At 40.2% G+C, this 22046-nt stretch carries 17 protein-coding genes and 2 pseudogenes; 11 read left to right on the top strand and 8 right to left on the bottom strand.

Annotated features, from left to right (window positions below):
• Positions 1-107: 107 nt before the first annotated feature.
• The 3 genes from KO530_RS05270 (at position 108) to KO530_RS05260 (ending at position 2573) form a co-directional block, all read left to right on the top strand.
• Positions 108-329 (top strand): helix-turn-helix domain-containing protein, encoded by a 222-nt coding sequence (locus KO530_RS05270; RefSeq protein WP_216047366.1) that lies wholly within the window; start codon positions 108-110, stop codon positions 327-329.
• 272 nt (positions 330-601) lie between these two features.
• The gene (locus KO530_RS05265; protein ID WP_216047365.1) at positions 602-1150 is read left to right on the top strand and encodes a hypothetical protein; all 549 of its coding nucleotides are present in this window, start codon (positions 602-604) and stop codon (positions 1148-1150) included.
• Between the two features lie 724 nt (positions 1151-1874).
• Positions 1875-2573, top strand: a complete 699-nt coding sequence (locus KO530_RS05260; protein WP_216047364.1) for a hypothetical protein — start codon at positions 1875-1877, stop codon at positions 2571-2573.
• Here KO530_RS05260 and KO530_RS05255 read toward each other — a convergent pair.
• The 3 genes from KO530_RS05255 to KO530_RS05245 all read right to left on the bottom strand — a co-directional run bounded on the left by KO530_RS05255 (position 2566) and on the right by KO530_RS05245 (position 6215).
• Positions 2566-2880, bottom strand: coding sequence for a hypothetical protein (locus tag KO530_RS05255; protein WP_216047363.1), 315 nt, complete (start codon positions 2878-2880; stop codon positions 2566-2568). The genes KO530_RS05260 and KO530_RS05255 overlap by 8 nt on opposite strands.
• A gap of 206 nt (positions 2881-3086) precedes the next feature.
• Positions 3087-4067 (bottom strand): transposase, encoded by a 981-nt coding sequence (locus KO530_RS05250; protein ID WP_216047362.1) that lies wholly within the window; start codon positions 4065-4067, stop codon positions 3087-3089.
• An 885-nt stretch (positions 4068-4952) separates the two neighbouring features.
• A complete protein-coding gene (locus KO530_RS05245; protein ID WP_216047361.1) occupies positions 4953-6215 on the bottom strand; it encodes a hypothetical protein in 1263 nt (420 codons plus the stop codon).
• Between the two features lie 1224 nt (positions 6216-7439).
• Here KO530_RS05245 and KO530_RS05240 point away from each other — a divergent pair.
• Positions 7440-7655: a hypothetical protein gene (locus KO530_RS05240; protein WP_216047360.1), complete on the top strand. Its 216-nt coding sequence runs from the start codon at positions 7440-7442 to the stop codon at positions 7653-7655.
• 252 nt (positions 7656-7907) lie between these two features.
• Here the strand turns inward: KO530_RS05240 and KO530_RS05235 are convergent, their stop codons facing one another.
• Complete coding sequence (locus KO530_RS05235) at positions 7908-9071, bottom strand: PIN domain-containing protein (RefSeq protein WP_216047359.1); 1164 nt, start codon at positions 9069-9071, stop codon at positions 7908-7910.
• 752 nt (positions 9072-9823) lie between these two features.
• Here KO530_RS05235 and KO530_RS05230 point away from each other — a divergent pair.
• Positions 9824-10174 (top strand): hypothetical protein, encoded by a 351-nt coding sequence (locus tag KO530_RS05230; protein WP_216047358.1) that lies wholly within the window; start codon positions 9824-9826, stop codon positions 10172-10174.
• Between the two features lie 215 nt (positions 10175-10389).
• On the opposite strand, the pseudogene KO530_RS05225 reads toward KO530_RS05230, so the two are convergent.
• Positions 10390-11172: pseudogene (locus tag KO530_RS05225) on the bottom strand (IS256 family transposase); the annotation flags it as partial.
• 382 nt (positions 11173-11554) lie between these two features.
• On the opposite strand from KO530_RS05225, the gene KO530_RS05220 reads away from it, so the two are divergent.
• The 5 genes and pseudogenes from KO530_RS05220 (at position 11555) to KO530_RS05200 (ending at position 19319) form a co-directional block, all read left to right on the top strand.
• Positions 11555-11896: a hypothetical protein gene (locus tag KO530_RS05220; RefSeq protein WP_216047357.1), complete on the top strand. Its 342-nt coding sequence runs from the start codon at positions 11555-11557 to the stop codon at positions 11894-11896.
• A gap of 523 nt (positions 11897-12419) precedes the next feature.
• On the top strand, positions 12420-13994 hold the full coding sequence (locus tag KO530_RS05215; RefSeq protein ID WP_216047356.1) for a recombinase family protein: 1575 nt from the start codon (positions 12420-12422) through the stop codon (positions 13992-13994).
• A gap of 217 nt (positions 13995-14211) precedes the next feature.
• Entirely contained in the window at positions 14212-15837 is a 1626-nt protein-coding gene (locus KO530_RS05210; protein ID WP_216047355.1) for a hypothetical protein, read from the top strand.
• A 483-nt stretch (positions 15838-16320) separates the two neighbouring features.
• Positions 16321-17808 carry a S41 family peptidase gene (locus KO530_RS05205; protein ID WP_216047354.1) on the top strand — a complete coding sequence of 496 codons (1488 nt, stop codon included), beginning with the start codon at positions 16321-16323 and terminating at the stop codon, positions 17806-17808.
• Between the two features lie 328 nt (positions 17809-18136).
• Positions 18137-19319 (top strand): annotated as a pseudogene (locus KO530_RS05200) (IS3 family transposase).
• A 63-nt stretch (positions 19320-19382) separates the two neighbouring features.
• Here the strand turns inward: KO530_RS05200 and KO530_RS05195 are convergent.
• From KO530_RS05195 to KO530_RS05185, 3 genes are all read right to left on the bottom strand, one after another.
• Positions 19383-19787 (bottom strand): GFA family protein, encoded by a 405-nt coding sequence (locus KO530_RS05195; RefSeq protein WP_216047353.1) that lies wholly within the window; start codon positions 19785-19787, stop codon positions 19383-19385.
• A 212-nt stretch (positions 19788-19999) separates the two neighbouring features.
• Positions 20000-20884: an SDR family oxidoreductase gene (locus KO530_RS05190; RefSeq protein ID WP_216047352.1), complete on the bottom strand. Its 885-nt coding sequence runs from the start codon at positions 20882-20884 to the stop codon at positions 20000-20002.
• 377 nt (positions 20885-21261) lie between these two features.
• The gene (locus tag KO530_RS05185) at positions 21262-21639 is read right to left on the bottom strand and encodes a hypothetical protein (RefSeq protein ID WP_216047351.1); all 378 of its coding nucleotides are present in this window, start codon (positions 21637-21639) and stop codon (positions 21262-21264) included.
• A gap of 257 nt (positions 21640-21896) precedes the next feature.
• On the opposite strand from KO530_RS05185, the gene KO530_RS22200 reads away from it, so the two are divergent.
• Positions 21897-22046, top strand: a 150-nt coding sequence (locus KO530_RS22200) for a transposase (protein ID WP_216047423.1), incomplete at its 3' end; no start/stop codon positions are given.

Below are 22046 nucleotides of genomic sequence, written 5' to 3'. Positions count from 1 at the left end.
TCACCCCTTTCAATATAGGTGCATCATGCACCACAATTGGTGCATTGTCAACCATAAGGTAACTAGCCGTTTTGTTTGTTACAATACAAAGCAAAAATGGAATTCAAATGATAAAAATAAACTTACAACAGATGATGCTTGATCATGCCGCCAAAAAAGGCGCGGTAGTCACTATTGATGAGATATCAAAACAGACTGGCCTTGGAAGAAATACTTTATCAAGAATAAAGAATGATCCTTACCGTTCAACGAGCACTGACATTATTAATAAGCTGTGCCTATATTTTAATTGCTCAATTCAAGAAATACTGATCTTAGAGGAAGATTAGACAAAGTCGCTTGGTGTTAACAACCTAATTTGAATTAGTGTGATTACCAACTTAATTTGGTGTTTTTTAAATAAAGATTCGACTTAAGCTGGTAGGCGGCATTAGACAAGGGGCAGACATTCAACGGATATTCGTATGATTATTATTTCAATGGCCCAACCTGACTGCAATGTGTCTAGTATTTTAGTAAAAGTCCATTTAAAATAATAACCGCAATTAAGACTAAGCCAGCTTAATACTAAGAGAAAAAGACCTAGAATGGAGTTCAAGAAATGAAACATTTTTGCTTAGTGATTTGTATATTGTTTTATGCACATAATAGCTTTGGGAAAAACAGCTACTTCCCACAAGAGTTATCAAATTTACAGTTTGGTATGTCTTGCCATTCAGTATCAACTCAGCGCCACATGTCCTCTTTTGAAAAGGAAATGAACTTCAGGGTTTCGGCGATAGATAGTGCCCCTGATTCTGTGGAAATAGCTAAAATTACGTATTATTTTGGCATACTTGAAGACCAACCGCTTTATTCTGTCAGCATTCAATATCAACCAGATGTTAATGTGGAGCAAATAGCGGTCGACTTGTTTGGTGTAAAAGGTGAAGAAGAGATGTGGATTTTAGAATCTGCCCAACCATATGCGATTCGTGCTTGGGTATTTACGGAAAATCCCGTAGTAGAAAATGCAAACAACTTAGTCATAACAGCGGCTGTTCCTTCTACAGGAGAATGGTATGAGCATCAAAAAATCGAAAGCGAAGAGGTTTTTTCAGAAATGTTCGAAAAAGGAAAAAACATCTCTGTATTATGTCCTAAGCATTAACTAAATAGCACTTGAGTTCGTTATTTTAATATTTTTACTACTGCCCGCTCTGCTAATAGCGCTAGTTTCTGGATTCAATTGACATTGATTGAATCTACCGCTGGTTTATAAAGCATTATTTTTCTTAGTGTTGGTCAATGCCTAATGTCCGAAATACGTACACAATAGACCGTTAGAATTGATTCGGCCCTCTGTAGATATATCAAGTATTTTGCCAGAATGTTTAATAGCTAAATCAGGATGATAGCCATAAGGCGCTGGATACCAAAACTTGTTTGTTTACCCGTTTTGAAATACACTATTAAGAATAGTGTTTTTCACTGTGTTGGCATTATAGATATCCACGTGATTCATAAAATACTGAAGTATTTAGATAAAAAGTCCCCAAACTCTGTACAAACAACACTGTTGCCACGTGTGCACCACCTAAAGAACAATACGCAAACGATGTTACTATTCAACGTGACTTCAACTTTGGGGCATAGTCTACATTCAAGGCAAGAATGAAATTAAAACGCTATTACATGGTGGAGGCATTCGCGCTTTAATTCCCCATTTCCTGTACCAAAGGACTGTATACGCATGAAATGCAAAACTAACACGCCATAAAACACTCCCACAATTCGATATTTACACAAACCAATCTAGTCAAAAAGACAGCTGTCACAGGGATTAGCAAATAGCTTTAATCCGTCTTATACTCTGAAGATTTGAGGAATATACTATGCGTAAAGAATTCATGAAAGCGGCGAAACGAGTTGGGACTTTCTTAACTGTGGGGCTGTTGGCACTTGGCCTGTCATTTAACGCGCAGGCACAAAATGATTTACCACTGCCATCATTCCCGGCAAATTTTGAAGTCGCGGAGTATCGGGGGCAAAAGGGTTGCGTTCCAGATGATAGCGACTATATTACAGCTGTCTCTATAAACTCGGGTGCATTCCTCAAGGGGACGCAACTTGTAATGCAGTCCCCTAAAGATGGCAAATATAATGAAGTTTTTTATTATAACTACCTTTTAGATGAGGGGTATTTGTTGAGTGACAAACAGGATGGTAAATTATGTGTTATCGATAAAGTCACTAATTTATCTTTTGGCACTGCAGGTACGTTCAATCACGTTGTATTTGACGGGGAAATCACAAAAAGCCATTGTGACCAAACACCGTACAGGTTTGAGGGAGTCTGTGGGAGCTTTAACAGCTTAAGTGCAAAACTTACTGCTAATGGGTTTGACCTGCAATGGCAAGGTCTTGATAGCGACGGTAATATCAAGACCTTGCTAAGTGGAAATAATAAAACTTATGTGCTAACGACCAACACGAATAATAACGCGACTGTTCTTACAAAAGTAAGCACGCATGGTGAGTATATAAATTATGAAGATAAGAATGCACCAGGCTTTGTCGCTGCTCTTAAGTAAAGTCATTTACGATCGTTGCTGAAGCGCGCACATTGTTTGCGGTAAGGATTGTTTCTGGATTTTTATCTTCCAAATTAGAGTCACAAGCTTGATTGTGATTGCTTTGTGTTATGATTGCTGTACCTAGGTACTCTTCAGTGCCCTCTGGGGGCGCAACAAGACTGAAATCTTCGCAAATATCTAGCCTGTCCTCCTTAAGAAGGAGAAGGCTTTGGCTGTTGTGCAGTGATTCTGCGGCAGTCTGGCGTATATCTTTGTTGGCCTGCTGTAATTCGAAGCTAACAAAAAAACAAAAAAAGACACCCAAAATTGTAAAGTGCCCAATCACAGCTGGATCAACAAACTCAAACTGATGCTGTAATTTTCATTTTTTGTTCTTAAAGTAAAGAATTAGAATTAATCAACGAGGGAAAATGAAGAAAATAGTTAAATTTAGGGCCAAGCTCAATTAGCGGGCAGCATGTTTCGAGCAGGCAATGCTGGGTGGTTTGATGATGTGTAATGCTAAAATTTTCAGGTGTGTTGCAGTAAAATTCTCGCTTTTGCCATCCCTCGTATTCGTTGATGGTTTGTGTGTTGTTTGAATTGTTGAAGCATATGCTCACTGCCTACCGCTGTGCTGAAGTGTTGTTCGAACTCTGTGGTAAGCGTTAACCATTGCTCAGTTTCTAGGCCAAGCCGCGTTAGAATAGGGCTATGATGTTGTTCTATATAGCCCGCTTTATCATTTCTAATGCAACGTCCAGTGCAATCCACTAATTCACAATAGTCAATCAGGTTGTAGGCGATACCTTTGGGTTTATTTTTTCTATGATTGCCCACAAAACGAATGAGTTTTCTGGGTTGCTCACCTTTGATAAGGGAGTGAATACGAGTTTGAATACTGGTGTGTTTTGATGTCTCTGGTGTGATGTCCATTTTGGCGCGTATTGGGTTTAAATCCACATAGGCCATACAAGCTAACACCGCACTTTCATCTAACAGCGCTTGGGATTTAAATCGTCCTTCCCAAAACCTACCTGTACACCCGTCCTCTTTATTCGCTTCACGGGCGATGTATTCATTCAGGTTACGCATAAGCCAACTGATGTCGTATAACCGTTGGCGGTAAATTAGGGCTGTTTCTTTTAGGCTAATCATTTCGCTAGTGCTAAGTGCGTCGCCTTTTTGAAACTTTTGACTCAACAGCGTACCTTGGTGCAGTTGATGCCAACGCCTTATCACTTCTTTCATCGACCAGCTATCTGCCATGTCTTTATCTACACACACCACTACGTGCGTGTGATTACTCATTACCGCATAAGCACAAATATCGATAGCAAACACCGTCCCTAGAAACAACAACCGCTCTTCTACCCAACCACGACGATGCTCGTAACTTTGCCCGGTGAATTTATCTTCGCCGCACAAAAAGGAACGACGAACACAGCGGGAAACGCAATGGTAATAAGGGGTATCGATTAAACTGATTTGGGTTTTACGTGGCTGAGGCATCACAGACCATCCTTGGTTGTTTAAGTACCTTAAAGCTTAGGACAAAGTATCGGTTTTGCTACTTTTTAAAGATGGGTGTCATCTTTAACTGTGGGTGTCATCTTTACTGCCTTAAAGCTTAGGACAAAGTATCGGTTTTGCTACTTTTTAAAGATGGGTGTCATCTTTACTGTTTGTTTTGCTACTTTTTAAAGATGGGTGTCATCTTTACTGCCTTAAAGCTTAGGACAAAGTATCGGTTTTGCTACTTTTTAAAGATGGGTGTCATCTTTACTGGTTAGACTTCACCTGACAGGCAGCTATGAGCGAAAAGCCGACATTGCGCTTTCGTATACTCAAGGGAAAGATTACGGCAATTGCGGTCGTACGCCGTTCAAAATTGTACGGGAAGAATGTGCCATTTTCAGTCGTTGGCGACTGTAGCTGTGAACTAACGCTTTGGGCAGTAAGGCGACAGTCAGGGCGTGAAGCGGACGTTTCGAGTTTTCCCATCGAACGGCAAATGATCACTACCCTACTGCGGGCCTAACTTCGCTTACAATATCGATTTATATGGTATAAAACGCTGTTTGAGCCCTAATATTGGTCATTTATCAATAAAAATATTCTATATCAGCTGCTTGCGTCGGTCCGACCACGGGTGTGACAACGGACCTCTTGAGAACAATACGAGATGGAAGTGGAGGATTATCGCCAGTTAAAGCCGATTGCATTAAAGAGCTTGCTCCACGATACAGCAAAACATATGCAGAACGACTTACTGCTGCGTGGGACACATCAAATTTTGAGCAATATATAGGCGGCTAAGAACCTTTTTCGTTTCGGTCAATGTGGCGTAAAACAACAGTTAACGGGCTTATTTTTTTGTTTTGAGGGGCAATATAATCAATATCTTGATCGAATACTTATAATCAAGATTAAAGCACTCGCAAGCGTCACTATCGATCCGATTCCGGCGATAATTGATACAATCTGTACAATGTTCCCTCCAGTCCCCCATGTATTTACCACCGTGCTAATGACGGACAGACCTGGAATAATCAACACGACTACAGTAGTTATCGCAAAGGGAATGCGACCAGGCATTAACACAATCCAAGGGGATTCACTAACTTTCGGATTTCGAGCGATTACGCTCTGCAAGAATTGAATATGAGCGTACAAGTACAAGCTAACTGTAAACGTTATGCTGGGTATCGCCCACGAAATAAGAACCTGTGGAATTGATAGCCCAAATACCTGAAGTACGCGTTCTTTCAGATCGGCTTTCCTAGCCAGTATAGTCCGTGCTTGGGTTGGATATTCAGTTCTGATTTGGTTCCAGACTTCCTTTAACTTCGGGAGAAACAGTAAATCTTGTCCGTTCTGACGGACTAGGACGTTGTATTCAGGCTTATTTTGTATTTGCTTAATAAGATCAATCGAAACCGTGTCTCGCTCAAACTCAATCTGTTTTTCCCCAGACACTTGGACCTTACTTGGGATTTCACCGTCGGAGAAGTAGAATTCAAATAACTCAAATTTGCTGGTAGGGGTACCATGCCTACTAAGCTTCCCGTTTTGCGTTCCGATGATAAAGTTTGACGGCTGATTGTAGTCGAATATATAGAATCTTTCTATTTTTAGTGGAGCGCCATCTTGCCGCTTCAAAGGCGTAGTTTCTCCTCGTTTATTGATAGTAGGTGAGCCGTCCGCAGCTCCTAACGCAAGTCCTTGTTCGAACACTTCGTCGATCTTTACCTTTTTAACATTGATTGCATTTTTTGAAACAACGTAACCATTGATATCTTCGATTAACATCTCGTCGATAATCGGGGCAGCGTCGTCCCGAACTTCTAAAAAATATTCACCAATTTCTTCCTTATCCATAAAAAGGCCATGTCTTTCAAGCGTCGATTCGATGTGTGTTAGGTACTGAGATGTGGAAGGGTCGTTGTCTAAAGCATCATCGCGCGTCTCTGAAAGTAGCTCGGGAAGATCTAGACTCATAAGGAGATTTAGCTCTTCGACTGCTGAACTATACACATTGTCTTTCTCAGGTGACAAAACAAAGAGTAATGCAGCCGCGGAAACAGTAATCAGCAGCCGAAGGGAAAAGCGAGCACCAATTACTGATTGTTCCTCAGTTGGGGAATTTTCTCTATCCATATCAAACCTTTATTGGGCAATCTGTCTTGTTTTCCCACTGTAACAAAGTAATTTATCAATGTATGTCACCCCGCGGGCATTGACGATAATACAGACTTACTGGCCAGTTCAGCAGAACTCATGGTAGTATAGGTGGAATATAGCGCCATTTCTCATAAGCTTTAAAATATACTTTAGCTCAAGTTTTCAATTTCACTTCTTTTTCATATCAATGAAAGAGCGATAGTCAGACACTTCTCACCTGTTACTCAACTGTTTTCACAAAATTCAAAATGGAAACAAGCGCCTCAAGCTGTTGTGCAAACCAGCTCTGAAAATTGCTTTTGTTTGTGATGATGAACTTCCTAATCATTTGCTCAAATGAACGTCTACGTTATTGAGCTATAGTTCTGGTTGGTCAAAATTTGCGAGATATCTCCGTTGATTCAGCTTAATTTAACAGTACCCTCGACTGTTCGCTATGGCGTCTGGCTATGTGAAAACTCAAAACCCACGACTGGCTCCTACGGTGGCAAATTTGCCCTACAAAAATCCGAATACATGAATTTTGTATGATTATATTTGGCACTTCCTCGCCGAACAACAAAGCTAAAAATCAGCGTAAGCTAAGGTCAGGTTTGTCGCACCTGCTGTCTTAATGAGTATTGTATCGACTGGCCGCTTTAGTCGCAGGCTGGTAAAAATTAACATCCTGTGACTGTCGCCTTAGGTGGCAAACGAGATCGTTAAAACCAGTTTATTCGAGCCGCCGCTACGTCTGCAATTGGCACAAAGTAGCTTGCCAAAAAATCGTTTAAACACTCCCACAGTGAATTCAAAGCCTCGTCTTCGCTGACCTAAGCGCTTGCGGGGCTTTTTGTTTATGCTTAAAGATTTTTTATCTGCTTTTTGGTAAAACCAAGCCGGTAAGCATAATCACGATTTTTTAAAAAATTCGCTAGTTCGATACCATACCTCTTGCCACAAGGCATTAATAAGTTTTGAAATAGGAGTTTTTGTGAAAAATTTGTAATCATAGAAGGTATATTAGTTTTAATAACAGGTGTAGCACTCGTTTTTATTAAGCTGGCTGGCGGAGGGTCTAAAACGGTTGGTGATATTGTACATTCTGTAGAAACAGACCCTTACGTTGTATATCCTCTGTTTATATTTTTGGGGCTTTCCGTGTTAATTAGGGCTATCAGAAAGAACTTTGGTGTTTCTGTATATAGCATAAAAAGTCACATGCAGTTTGCAGAAGAAGTTTTTGAAGGAGTAGGAGCAGGACTACTAAGCATCTATCGTCTTGCAGTCGGTGTTGCTATTAGCGTCCCGCCGATTTGGTACTTCTTGGAAAATGATACATTTGATCTCAGGCAGGCTGTGGTAATAGAAGTAATCGGTATTATTTTCTTTTGTGGGCTATGTATCCTTTCCTTTATTAGTCAAAAGGGCAAATAGCGAATTGAATCCAAACAAATCGCCTCGCCCTCGCGTAGCTTTTTGTTTAAGGGCATCAAGGGGCTTTATTTTTGGCTGCTTTTGAAGCAAAAAAAATAAACGAGTAAACACTTTCGTTTACTTGAGGCGGTTATAGCAGAGTTTTTTTGCTGCCTGTGGTGGGGTTATATATTGCGAGAATTAAATTCAATGGCAGAAAAGTGCCAATAGCTGACCTTTGTTATAAGGTATTATAACCATTTGATTAAAGCGTTATTTGTTTTGTTTTTTGTGCTTTCCGCGCATCTCCAATGATACAGGCGGTAAATTTTCAATTAATTTAGTTTTCTTTCCATGCTCTATTGCCACATAGCCCATTGTATCTAGTCTAACTAGGTTCTCTCTGACACCAGACCTATTCCAGTCAATAGCTTCCGCAATTGTTCTTTCTCCCGGCAGCACATCTCCTTTCTCGAAATTTGTAGAAATATAGTCTGCTAAATCATAGAAGGAAGGCGAGCGTTGAACAACGTCATAAAAAACAGGTTCGCTCTGCAAGAGCTTTATTTCTTCAATAACCTCAGTACTGACTTCTTCAGATAAATAATTGGTGGCGTTATAAAGAAAGCTTTCTGTACGATAAATTTGTATCTCCTGTCCGGTTTCATCATAAAACTCTTTGAGTAATTCCGGTCGAGCTGATAACGTTTTTCCAGCTTTCTTTAACCACCAATCTTCCTTGTTGTCTTCGGTTATCAGAATAACAGGAGTTTGATTCTCTTTTGCATAAGCAATGATTTGCTTCCACATGATAAGGTCACCATACCGACGTTTCTGACCAACTTCGTCTTTTTCATCATTACACTTTTCAGCGTCTTCATAACCGGGTGGTATTTTGCTTAGATACCGGACTTTACCTTCCTCAAAAAGCGCTTTCAAATTATCGTCGGAAAGAGGCAGTCCGACTCTTTTACCAAAAATTTCGGTTACTCTTCCTTGTATTTCATCGTTATTAAGACGACTTATATGGGATTGTTTGGCAGCTTCGAGATGCTTGTTTAGCTTGCCGAATAACACTTCAACCTCACCCAATAACTCCGACGGCAAAAAAGGATGGCGATTTTTTTGGTTGAACGACTTATACAAATTATTAATATTGTCAAAGGTTGCATCGTAGCTTATAGATTGTTCGTTAATTACAACAGCTCGATTCTGAAAGTATTCATGAGCGGCTTGATGGGGCAGCCATACACGCTCACTATGCTTGCTTAGTAAGTTAAGAAGTGCCTCGCGAGCTTCGTCGGAATAGCGATATAGATTGAGAAGGATATTAGCATCTGGAATAATTTTACCGCACTTCCAGATTTCTTTAACTGTTGCATCCTTGGCTCGATAATAGCCTTTAAATAACACCTCTAAATCAGCTTGCCCTTCCATGTAAACTCCTAAACAATTTATATTTTTCCCTAAAGAACTTAGGGAGGTGATATATTTGAGATAAACAGGATATCACTCATCCAATCTAGATTTAAACGACCTTATTAGAATTCGTTTTTCTGTTCAAGGTCCGCTTATCGCTCATTGCACCCATTCATACCTAACAATCCCGAACGGCAGGTATACGTACATTTCTGACGTTCAGATTAAATCGCAGGCATTTGAACTAAATGTTAGATCGAGTCTAAGCTACCACACCTAATCAATTACAGTTCAGTGAATTTTCGTTCTAACGTTGTGAAAAGGTTGCATCGCAAAATCAGGTTTAGTATTCGAGCTTATATTATCTACAACCCCATATTACAACCATCTCAATAACTCTACCCTGACAAAGTAAGTGCAGTTCTTTTTTTACCGCAGCAGAGGCTTTTTGAGTGTTTTTACATTGAACTAAGTTACATTTAGCAACTTAATCAACTCTCTTGGGGCGTGGTATGATGGTCATAGACAATTGTTCTTTACACAAACTGTATTTGGGGCGCTTAAACTTATTGAGCAGATAAGTATTAACTATCGCTTCCGTATAAATCATATAGCACCTTCTGCAATTCATGAACAAACAACTTAAATTGGACGACTAGTTTTTTGTCAATCATTTATTATTTTTCAATGAGTTAGCAATGTAAAAGTAGCTTATAATAGTAAGCTAAGATAATATTTGTAGATAGATAAAGTGTTATAGTAGCTAAAAAATGACAGATATTTCTCCTACTGAATCAAACGATATGAAAGTAACAGACGCTGAGTTGAGCAAGGTTACTACTATAGTGATAGAGCTACTTAAAAAGTGGGGACTGAATGAAAAGCAAAAAACGGTCTTAATTGGCGAAACTACTTCACCCGAGATACATCTGAGACTTTCGCTTTTATTAAACATCCACGCAGAACTACGATTGATGTTTAATAACCCGTTAAACGTCTATGGCTTTATGACCATGATAAATCATAATGAACCATTTAACGGCACTCGGCCAATTGATCTAGCATGCCAAAATATTGAAGGACTGAAACTAACGTATCAAGCCATTTGTAACATCTACTAGCTTTATTTGTTAATAAAGCGATTGGATTTGTGACCTGTATTTTATGCATGCTCTTTATTTAATATTAATGCTAATAAACTTGATCAGTAGAACATACTTCAATATTTTAAGTAAGGTACTTTAACATTTAGGCATACAAATAGGCATATTAAAAACAAAAACAAAAACATTTACCCATAAATATCATAAACTTAATTCGAAAATTTAATTCCCGCCAGCGCCTCATCGGCGGTTGAAGAACGGTACACGCGCTTTAAGTCTGTTGTAACGGCTTTGTAGTCCTTTCATGACACGTATTTCAACGAATTAGGTACCATATGTACGATGCACAGTTGAATATGCGTTTGTGGGAATACAGCATTGATGGCGTCAGGGAAGCCTTTAAGACTATCAACACAGGCGATGAGGATGTCTTGCACACCTCGCTGCTGAAGTTCCGTTAGGACGTTCAGCCAGAACTTAGCCCCTTCGTTCTCAGCAATCCACATGCCCATCAGCTCTTTGTGACCTTCAGTATTGATACCCAATGCCAGGAAAATAGATTTGTTGATGATGCGTTTATCTTGGCGTACTTTGACCACGATGCAGTCGAGATACACAATCGGGTAAATAGAGTCTAATGGACGCGACTGCCATTCCACGACTTGCTCAATAACCGCATTAGTGACGCGAGAAACCAGTGTCGGCGATATTTCCGCACCGTACCATTCATCGAATGCGTTGACTATTTCACGAGTGCTCATGCCTTGTGCGTAAAGCCAGAGGATTTTATCGTCCATGGACGTAAAGCGGGATTGATGCTTTTTGACCAGCTTGGGTTCAAAGGAGCCGTCACGGTCGCGAGGCGTGTCGAGTTCAAACTCACCATCTTCGGTTTTAACGCGTTTGCTGCTCTTACCGTTACGACTGTTCACTGAGGTGGACTTTTTGTGCTTCTCATAGCCAAGATGCTCATCCATTTCAGCGTTCAATGCCGCTTCAATAGTAGTGGTCAAAATAAATTCCAACTGATAAAGTCCTAGCGTCATAGTCGCTTGGTAATTAGACCAACAGTTTCCCTTAGTAATGACACTGCTACAATTTTGTCGCTATCTTTAAAATCATCAATTACTTTAGTTAGATAATAAACTTTAGTCTCACCAGTGAATGAATTGACATTTCCTTTTCTAATGGTGCTTAGTTTCTTCCTTGTTACTTTAAAGCAAAACTCTTCTACTTCTGCGACCTTGAAATTTTGTCAATCATTTATTATTTTTCAACAACTTAGATAAAAATAATTAGGTGAATATAGTTAAAAGAGTTAGCATTAATTAATAGTTCTTTCTTTGAAAACAGTATTAATTCTTATCAAACAATAGTTGAAATAAGGAGTGAAGCTATATGAAAGCCCAGAACCCTGAAGTTACTGAAATTGTGGGAATAGTAAGCCGTCTTTTCGAAAAATGGGAATTAAATGAAAATCAAAAAACAGCTTTGATTAATGAGTCAACTCCAAGTGAGTTACATATGAGACTTTCGCTATTATTGAATATCCACGAAGAGTTACGAATGATTTTTGAAAATCCTGAGAACATTTATGGTTATATGAGAATGATTAACCACAATTCCCCCTTTAATGGGTCTCGACCGATAGACCTCGCCTGCAAGAATATAGAGGGACTCCAACATACTTATAACGCGATATGTGGCATTACTGGTAGTGCTAACCACCACTTGGCATGATTTCAAAAATAATGTTTATAACGGTACTTTACACTAAGCTGTCTGTGCAACGTCATTTTATCATTTTGAAAGTATTATTGATCAATATGATAATAAACCCTAGTTATCGATATTAACAACTGAATAATGAGCCAAAATACAAACATCGCATTATATCACATATTCAAAAATACCAACCGATTTTACGATTTAAGTACCCTGAATGGAATAGCCAACTTGCTGAGCTATGATACGTCTGAATTTATTTAAAGTAGGATGATATAAATGTTAGGGATAACAAAGGGAATAGCTGTGAACACCTCTGAAACAGGAGTTTTAGACTGTTTGGTTAAGAATAGAAGGGCTGTCGTGGGCGATGATAAGAACATGACTTCATGTAGAAGGTTCAGACCAAGGGGGATTCTGTTATGAATGTAAAAATCGATATGACAGAGTTAGGTGACACAAAACGAGGAATTATCTCTATTGCTAGGGTACTGTCGAAAGAAGTGGCAAAGCGAGATTTTGAGAAAGGAATTAAAAAATGAAGACAGTTATTTACGCAAGATATTCAACAGATTTACAGAGTGCAGCCTCTATCGAAGATCAATATAGAGAGTGTGAGGCCTACGCAAAGAGGCACAATTTTAAAATAACCAGTTTTTTTTCTGATAAAGCTGCTTCAGGTTCATCCATGAATCGAGGAGGATTAGCGTCCCTGATGGAAAACATGCATCAGTTCGATGCTGTCTTATGTGAATCCCTCGATCGGTTGAGTCGAGATCAAGGTGACATTGCTAACATCCGTAAACGCTTAGCGTTCAGTAATGTAAAAATCTTTACAATAGAAGACGGTGAGATTGGATCGATGCATATCGGTTTAAAAGGCACTATGAATGCAATGCAACTAGACGTTATAAGGGACAAAACCAAGAGAGGCTTGCGAGGTAAAGTCGAGAATGGAAAGTCGGCAGGTGGTAAAAGCTATGGATATAATCCGGTCAGAGAATTCGACTGCGCGGGCAATCTAATCAAAGGTGAACTCGAAATTAACGACGATGAAAGTAAAGTCATTCGAAAAATTTTTGAAGACTATGCATACAATGACAAGTCAGCCAAAACAATAGCGAAAGAGCTTAACGCAAAGGGTATTAGTGCACCAAATGGCGCTGACTGGGGTTGCTCAACTATCAACGGTAACAAAAAGCGTGGCACTGGAATTTTAAACAATGAGTTATACATTGGGGTGAGAATATGGAATCGATTGAGATATGTGAAACATCCAGAAACCGGGCGCAGAGTCTCTAGGCTCAACGATGAAAGTGATTGGGTAATGAAAAACGTTCCAAACCTTAGAATCGTATCACAAGAGCTGTGGAAAGCAGTCAAATCAAAACAAAACTTGGTTAGTTCACCAAACGGAGTAAAAAAACCAAAAATGCGGGCTAAGTATTTATTTAGTGACTTATTTAAATGCAATGTTTGTGGTGGAGGGGCTTCTATGTCTAATAGCATATCATACGGTTGTAGCACAGCGAGGAATAAGGGTACTTGCGATAACAAAAAGTTAGTTAAAAGAATAACCGTCGAATCCGCAGCATTGAGTGCGATTAAATCAGAGCTTCTCAAAACTGACGTAGTTGATGTTGTTATTCAAGAATACAATAAATCGATGCGAGAGTTAGTTAGAGACAGTCAAAAGTCCTCAATTAACACTAAAAGTGTTGTCGCTAAGCTAGAGGCAGAAAAAGTAAACCTAATTAACTCAATTAAAGCCGGCATAGATCCCAAGTTAGTTGCAGATTCATTGGCAGAGGTCTCGGTCAGGTTAGAAGAAGCCAAACTCAAGCAAGTTGCGCCCTCATTAAAGGAAGTTAATAACAACGGTATAGCGGATAAATTTCGACGCTATATTGATGAGCTTACTACTGATGATTTGTCAAACGAGGCTAAAATTGCAATACGCTCTTTAGTGGAAAAGCTAGAGTTAAAGGCTAATGGTGACGTTGATTTGGTGCTAAACCCTTTTGGCTTAGCAAAAAAAAGACCCGCTATAAATAGCGAGTCTATTCGTATGGTTGCGGGAGCAGGATTTGAACCTACGACCTTCGGGTTATGAGCCTCATTTTTATCTATCATTTAATTGCACTTAATTTTACCTTAATATCTTTATAAATATTTATTTTTATTATTTATCATGCACTTATAGATTTTATAGTGTGACATTTTTTAAAATATCACAACCCTTAGAATATTAATTAGTGACAAACTGTCACGTTTTTACTATTTTTTAATCGTATCGACAACAGACCTTCGGACAATGTCACATGGAAGAAGTGACCCCAGTTATCAAGCACGTTGAGCAAAGACTCTCTGGTAAGGTTAGTGATACCGAGCCACACATAAAATTTGCTACTCAAATATTAGGTTTGAGAAATAGCGTTGATGGCTTGTACGAGTCGATTGAAAGATTGTCAGCACTTTTGGATGACGTCGATTTCCTGTCCAGAAAATTGCCCACTCAAACCGTATCTGTCCTCGTCGATTTTCAACATGTTCATAATCGGCTCGAAGCAAAGAGCTCAAGCCGAAATAAAAATAATGTGTTCTTTGGCCGGTATGCAGATAACGAAATACTCGCGTGTTTAACGCAACGTATTGCCATTGATTCGGTTGAACAAACTTACGTCGTAAAGTGTTTGATGTCGCTTTTGGTAATATGGCGTTGTCAGAATCCATGCTTCGTGCCGACTGTCTCTCGCTCTACACCTCAATCAATTAACGCTTTGTGCGCCAAAATTAGAAAGCTTTGTGTAGAAAAACAACGTGATATTGATTGGCCACCGGAAGGGACTGACGTTAATCAAATTCTAGAACTACTGCACAGTGGCCATGGCCCCATTCATACCCTCTTCAGCAACGTAAAACCGGCTTTCATTACTCTAAAGAACGCCTTCAATGAAACGCTGAATCAAAGGGACTCTTACTACCTTAATTGTCCCCCGAGCAAAGAACAGATACCTCGTAACAGGGTTAGTGATGCTCGCTTCACAATAGATGACGGCATATCAGACACTAACGATTTCAATTCATATGTTCGTGCATATGAAAAAAAACAAGATGATGAATCTCAGGTCGAAACGATCTTCAGTGAAGATCCCTCTTTGTCAGACAGCGATTTTACATTTGAAGAGCGGATATCCAGGCTTTCAAGCACTCAATATCGATGTGCGATGGACAATCAATACTTACCTTTAGACTGGGTCAGAAACAATCCACTAGAAACCAAGAGAATTATTGATGCGATTCTGACCAGTCAGGATAGTGAGCTAAAACTTGCATCTTTATTAACCATTGTTACGTCTATGGAGGTAGAGGCAGTTTTTGCAGCATCTGTTAACACTGAAGACGCCGAACTATGTCAAATACTCTGCTTAAATACGGATGAAAGAACATGGTCATCACCCTTCCCAGCTCTACCTGGACGGTACCTTATAAACCAGTCATCAGAGAAACTTCTTGCCCCAAATAATCTAAAAAGAACTGCGCCATTGCCTGAAGTCATTATTAAACTGCTAAAGAAATATTCACTCGGCATGCTGGGCCCACAACTCGGATTCCGCTCCGCACATCATTTGGAGCAAGCACTTACGAAGTTTTGTTCAAACATTAGTCGGATCGCTTCAGCACGCTGCTCTCCCCTGAAGCTACGTTCAATGCTTTTCACAAATTTGATAAGGAAAACATCAGATGAAATTTTGTCGTCATGCGTTATCAACTCTGACGAGTTTTCTCCTTCATCAGCATTTTATTACTGCTCATTTGATGAAACGTTACTGAATAACCTGTATCAAGAGACACTCAGCGAGCTCGGTTTTGATATCGACCGACCACCTACGTTGCAAAGTCTCCAACGTATATTGACGAACTCCGGGATCTTATTGTTGTTAACCAAGTATTAAGTTCTCTAAAAGAGATGACATCTTCGCTAGTAATGGGTAAATCCCTTTTTATATTTCATAGGCATTTCGGTGCTACTAAGGATCGCACTTTGAATGGACAGCACTTCGTCCTTATAGTTTATTCTCTTCAATAGAGCTATTAAGTTATCGGTGGACCAATTAACACGATCAATGTGTTTTCTAAGTTCATCTTTTTCTTCTCCCTTGAAGCGATTACAAACATCTGCTATTTCCGATATCGTCTTAGCCTGAATTCCTGAGCCATTGATAGGTTTTACTTCTAAAATCTCAAAACAGACCGAAGCTCGGACTGAAACAATATTGGTGGGTCAATTTTACTTGCCAATAACCACTAGAGTGGATTAGTTTTGCACGCTAAATCAACAGAGCCTGTTTAAAGAAAAAGTCGTTATTCACCTCTATTTCACCTTTCATCGAATATTTTTTGCTCAGTAACGATTAACCACTACTGAGAGAATGATTATGAAATTGATTAAACAACTGAGCATAATTACAGCCGCTATTACTTTAGCAGCTTGTGGATCATCCAATACGGACAAAACGGTTGGACTGAACGATATTGATCAAGACTATCAAGGTATTTGGATTTCCGAAGATAAAGGCCTTGCAGTTGACGTTGGCATTGATCGCGTAGTTAATTATAAGTTTACCAGTGACTACTGCTTTAAGGTCGACGAGCTAGATAATGTAACAACCAACGATATCACCCGTGTAGTCAATTTGACCGATGATGGAACTCTCGACTGGTTCGCAGGGTATGGTCCTCAGAACATGAGAGCTTCCAGTTTTGAGCTGTTTAAGATGTCAAATTTACCACTATCATGTCAGACTAACTTGGTGCCGTTACTAGGTCAGGCAGGACATACCCGTAATCCAGAACAAACATTCGCCATCTTCTCGCAAATATTCGAGGAGTATTATATGGATTTCGAGCTTCAAAATGTTGATTGGCTCGGTCTCGCTCAAGCTCAGGCGGCAGCGATAAACGCTGATTCGAGTGACTTAGATCTGCTTATTGCAATGGACAATATGATTCAACCTTTAGCAGACGCTCATACTTCAGTGAGCACACCAGATGGCATAACCGTAAGTTACAATAATAAGCTTGTTCTAGCAGAGCGTTTAGTGAAGGAATTTGCAGAAGCTAACGGGATGCCTTTCCCGATACCTGCGCAAATCATTACTGAAACTCAACTCCAGCAACTTCAAGTTTATGTTGAACAGGGATTAGCCACTCAACAAGCTATAATCGCAAACTATGCGGTAGATGAAGATGCGATTAAGGAGCGTGCAGACGGCGCTGTTTTTTGGTTTGAGAATGAAGGTATTGGTTATTTGCATATTGGCAAAATGTTAGGCTTTCATGAGGATAATGACGAAGCTGACACGCTCCAAAATGATACTGACGAAATCGCAGCAATCGATGCGATCTTAGATGAAGCGCTGTCTGATCTGGCAAATGTAGAAGGGTTGATTGTTGATGTGAGAACCAACAATGGCGGACATGAATTTGTCAGTCTAGCAATCGCCAGCAGATTTGCAGATTCACGGGTGTTGGCATATACCAAAAAGCATGGAAAAACATCGCCTACACAAGAGATTTTTATCGAGCCTAGAGGTGAGCATACTTTCACTGGCCCGATTGCTTTGTTGGTAAGCGCTACGACAGTATCTGCAGCAGAAACCTTTGCTATGTCTATGTCCGTATTAGATAACGTAACGCTGATTGGAGAAACCACACAAGGCGCTTTTTCAGACATCATGGACTGGACTTTACCTAATGGTTTTGACATTGCACTATCAAGTGAATTCTATTACGACGTGGATGGAAACTGGCTTGAGGGTGAAGGCGTACCAGTGGATATTGAGGTACCTTTTTTCAGTCAACAAGAGCGTGAAGAAGGATATGATGCCGGTATCGAAGCGGCAATCAGTCTTTTCGATCAATAACCCCACTCAACAATAGAGATCGTCTCAATCAGACGATCTCTTAATCTACCGAGATCCAAACCAGTGCGGGCATATCCGTTTTAGTCTCAAACAAAAAAATAACAGGCTTCAGCAAAGCACACCAGACGTTGAATTTAGTCAACGTATCCATCTTCACTCACAATGTAATTATTTCTTCGAACAACATATCACAATCAAACAGGGACGTTGATTGCGCTTATAAGCGTTTGCACTTAGCTCACAACTTGCAAATTTATCTATACGATGTAGTGGCAGACTAAACCCGAACACCGTTTAAAGAGCATTACACTTAGTAACGAGGTGTTCAATTAGAAGACAAAGACGGTCATTCAGTCTGGAATTTAAACATGATGCAGCCAGCTTGGTGCTCGATCAGGGCTACAGTATGGCTGAAGCAGGACGCGCCGTGGATGTTCATGAAAATACTCTGCGCAAGTGGGTTCAGCAACTTGAGTCTTAACGCGGTGGTAGCACGCCGAAATCCAAAGCCCTGACGCCAGAGCAGCAACCTATTTAGGAGTTTGAAGCTCGCGTCAATAGGCTGGAACGAGAAAGGCCATATTAAAAAAGACTAAGGCACTCTTAATGTCCGACGACCTGAAATCCACGCGATGATAGACCGGTTGAGGGTGCATGAATCAAGAGAGTTGGTCTGTTCAGCGATTGGGATTGGCGTCAGCAGCTAATGCGAACGGCGAAAGCGCCATCGTCTAGTTCGTGCTAAGCGACGCATAAAGCGAGCCAGTGTGAAGCGCATGTTCGATAAGAGCCGTCAGTCTGCTGGCACACGCACGCTTGCTGATATGCTTCGCGATGAAGGCATCGTCATGGGCCGATTCAAAGTCGGCCGGCTGATGAAAGAGCAAGGCCTAATGAGTAAGCATCCATGTAAGCACGCCTAAGAGAATATGCAGGTTGAACGGCCAGACATACCAAACTTACCGGGTAGACAGTTCAATGTGGCGCGGCTCAATCAGGTCTGGTGCGGTGATATCACTTACATCAGCACCGGCTCGGCATAGCATTATGCGGCGGTCGTGATTGACCTGCACACTCGACGAGTTATCGGCTGGAGTATGTCGCATCGACCGGATGCGGAGCTTGCCGCAAGAGCCTTGGATATGGCATATGAACTCAGAGGTAAGCCCAAAGGTGTGATGTTCCATAGCGACCAAGGTTCCCAATACGGTGCTCGTAAATTCAGACAGAGGCTGTGGCGTTATAAGATGAACCAGAGCATGACTCGCCGGGGTAACTGCTAGGACAATAGTTCGATGGAGCGCGTCTACAGAAGTCTGAAACCCGAATGGATGCCATCAACTGGCTACCATTCAATTCATGAAAAAAAATGAGATGTGGAGTAATACCTGATGAACTATTACAACTGGGAAAGGCCACATCAATATAGCAATGGCCTACCACCGGACAGAGCAGAAGAATTGGCTAAAAAAGGTGTCCGGATTTTATTGACCACTTCATTGCCCCAATGAATAGCTCCAGGTGCAACGATGATGCACCTGCTTTGAATATCGAATAGCACGACGTATTAACAGTTAAGCGGTAGGAAACTCACTAAATTGTGGTAGCTCATCTGAAATCTCGTACCAATCAGCCTTTGACGATACATGCATGTGCGCTTGGGGCAATAGCGTAGGACTATCATTTAGCGCACCATACCTTACGTGCACCATATGTATTGATGGTTTTTCTCCATAAAGAGTAGATCCACAGTTTTCACAAAAATAAGAAATACTTTCTGCAGAGCGATTAAAACGTTTAATATGATCCTGCCCTTTTGTTATTGAGAAGAGATTTTTAGGAATGCCGCCAATTGCCGTACCCGCTGCCCCAGATGACTTCCTGCACATTGAGCAATGGCAATAACCTGCATAAACAAATTGGTCCGCAACGCTAAACGCTACTTTTCCACAAACACAACTTCCGGTGATATTTTTCATATATTTACCTTTAAATACTTGTTTTGAAATAAATAACTTCTTCTTTATTACAGTGTGAATTAGCTAAACATTGTCCAATAGTCTTACCAACCGAAACACCTACCTTTTTTATCTAGCTAAAGAGATTAGTTGGCGAAACGTTCAATCGCACTGACGCCCCTTTACAATGCGTAGACTTGCCACATGTACGCTCAAAATAGGCATGTATTTCCCTACTTTACTTTGCTCCCTTTTCGCTCATGCTCAAGGTTTTGAAAAAACGTTTTGAGTGAAATATTTCCATATTGAGGGGCATTCATATTGGTCGCGATTGTTGTAAGAAAAAACTCATAAGGCCCGAATACTTTCGGAGAAAGAAGCATTTTCCCGAGATATAACATGACTAATCTGCACCAATTAGGTAGTCGTGTAATTATTGGTTTTTTACCGAGTACCTGAAAGGCGAGTTCAGCAATTTCGTTTTGGCTATATACGATTGGCCCCCCCACTTCGAAATTCTGCGGTAGCGGTTCTGGCTTCAATAACAGCTCGTAAATAATTGCGTCGGCCAAGTCTCTACCATGGATGGGGTTGAGTAATAGATGCCCTTCACCAAACAAGTACACTCGACCTTTTCTAGCCATATTAAAAATTTCGGTCATATCCGAAAAAAAGCCAGTTGGTCTGACTGTGCAATGCTGCAGCCCTGAATTTTCCAGTTCATCGACAAACCGCTCTTTGGCCTTACATAATTCTGTTTGAGTGAACAGAGTTCCCTTATAAACGCCAATGTAAACAAACTTTTTAATAGCGCTTTTTTGGGCCTCACGGAGAATGTTAAGGTTTGCTCCATAATCTATATCTTCATATGAAAACCCCTCTTTTTGACGAGTAATCCCCACAGTAGTCACAACCATATCGCAATCCAAAAGCTGAGTATTGAGTGATTGTGGACAAGTAATATTTACTTTCCGATACTCGATTCGCGGATCCCGTGCTCTGCCCTCTTTAGGGATGTTCCTCACAAAAGCAGTCACTCTCATTCCTGCGCTTAACGCCGCATCAATCAAATGCGCCCCCAAGTAACCACTTGCACCAAAAATTGCTAACCGTCGCATGCTTTCCCCCTTTTATTATGGGTACTATCGTTCATAGCAAGTGAATTAAAGGTAAAATTTATGCATAGTTGTTTCTAACTATTGGTACACCTTTCTCTAATCATACAATGAACAAATCGTTGAAAGCGTCGAGCGCCGCAAAGTAATGCAGTATTACGCAGTTGAAAAGCCGGTATAGTCCAGTGAGCGTTAAGAAACAGTATGTTGAATATCTGTATCGAAAAGGATGTAAACGATTTAAAGATAACGACTTTTTTGCCCATCTAAAATTCAGCCAGTAGCACAATTTACTTGATTCTCAAGCTAGCAAAGCTTCTGGTTCACGACTAAAAAATCAGTTTCATAATAGTAATAGCTACGTGAGAAACGATACTCATTTAACGCCAAAGTTTCTTTTGTTTATAGACATACAAATATATACAGCGTTGTGCCGGCGCAATCCAGACAATCAACAACAAGAACCAGCATAACGCGACATAAATCTCAACTGTGTTACTCAACAAAGTAAAAATAAAATAGATAAGCACACTCAACAACATAATATTTAAAAGCCAAAACCAAAGTAGCCAAAACCCGCGTCTAAATATTGGTGTTCTTGTGACATATCCAACAACTCCGAGACACAAAATCAGTGCAACAAACAAAGGACTGTAACGACTAACTACACCGCCAGTATCAGACGCCACTTTATCCACAAGCCTAATTATTGCGGGCACAAGTAATACCGCAATATAGAGCCAATGAAGAATATTCATGTTGATTTCCCACGTAAAAAAACTGAACTCAAGCTCTTATATTGGCAGTAAAATAAGGGTGAAAAAAGACCAATTATTTGTCTCCGACATGGACTATATGTCGCAGCCTGATAATCTTGACACACCATACAAATTACCGAGTTAGAATCCTCCATGCTCAAAGGCAAATTAGTCACAATCAGAACAATAAGAGAAAACGAGCTTCAGGATTTTTGTCACTGTAATGGTCTAATTATTCAAAACACTTTGTTGGAGGTATGATATCAAAAACCAATGAGGTAAGAATGAAGAAGTACACAGCCGAATTTAAATTAGAATGTATTGAGTTGATCACTGTTCAAGGTTATCCAGTTAGGCAAGCTGCCGATGCAATGGAAGTTGGATATACCACCTTACAAAAATGGGTA

Origin of the sequence: Aliiglaciecola lipolytica, from assembly GCF_018860635.1 — a bacterium.
Classification (GTDB): Bacteria; Pseudomonadota; Gammaproteobacteria; order Enterobacterales; family Alteromonadaceae; genus Aliiglaciecola; species Aliiglaciecola lipolytica_A.
Note: the sequence above shows the minus strand (reverse complement) of the source record. Positions and strands in the feature narration are given on the sequence as shown.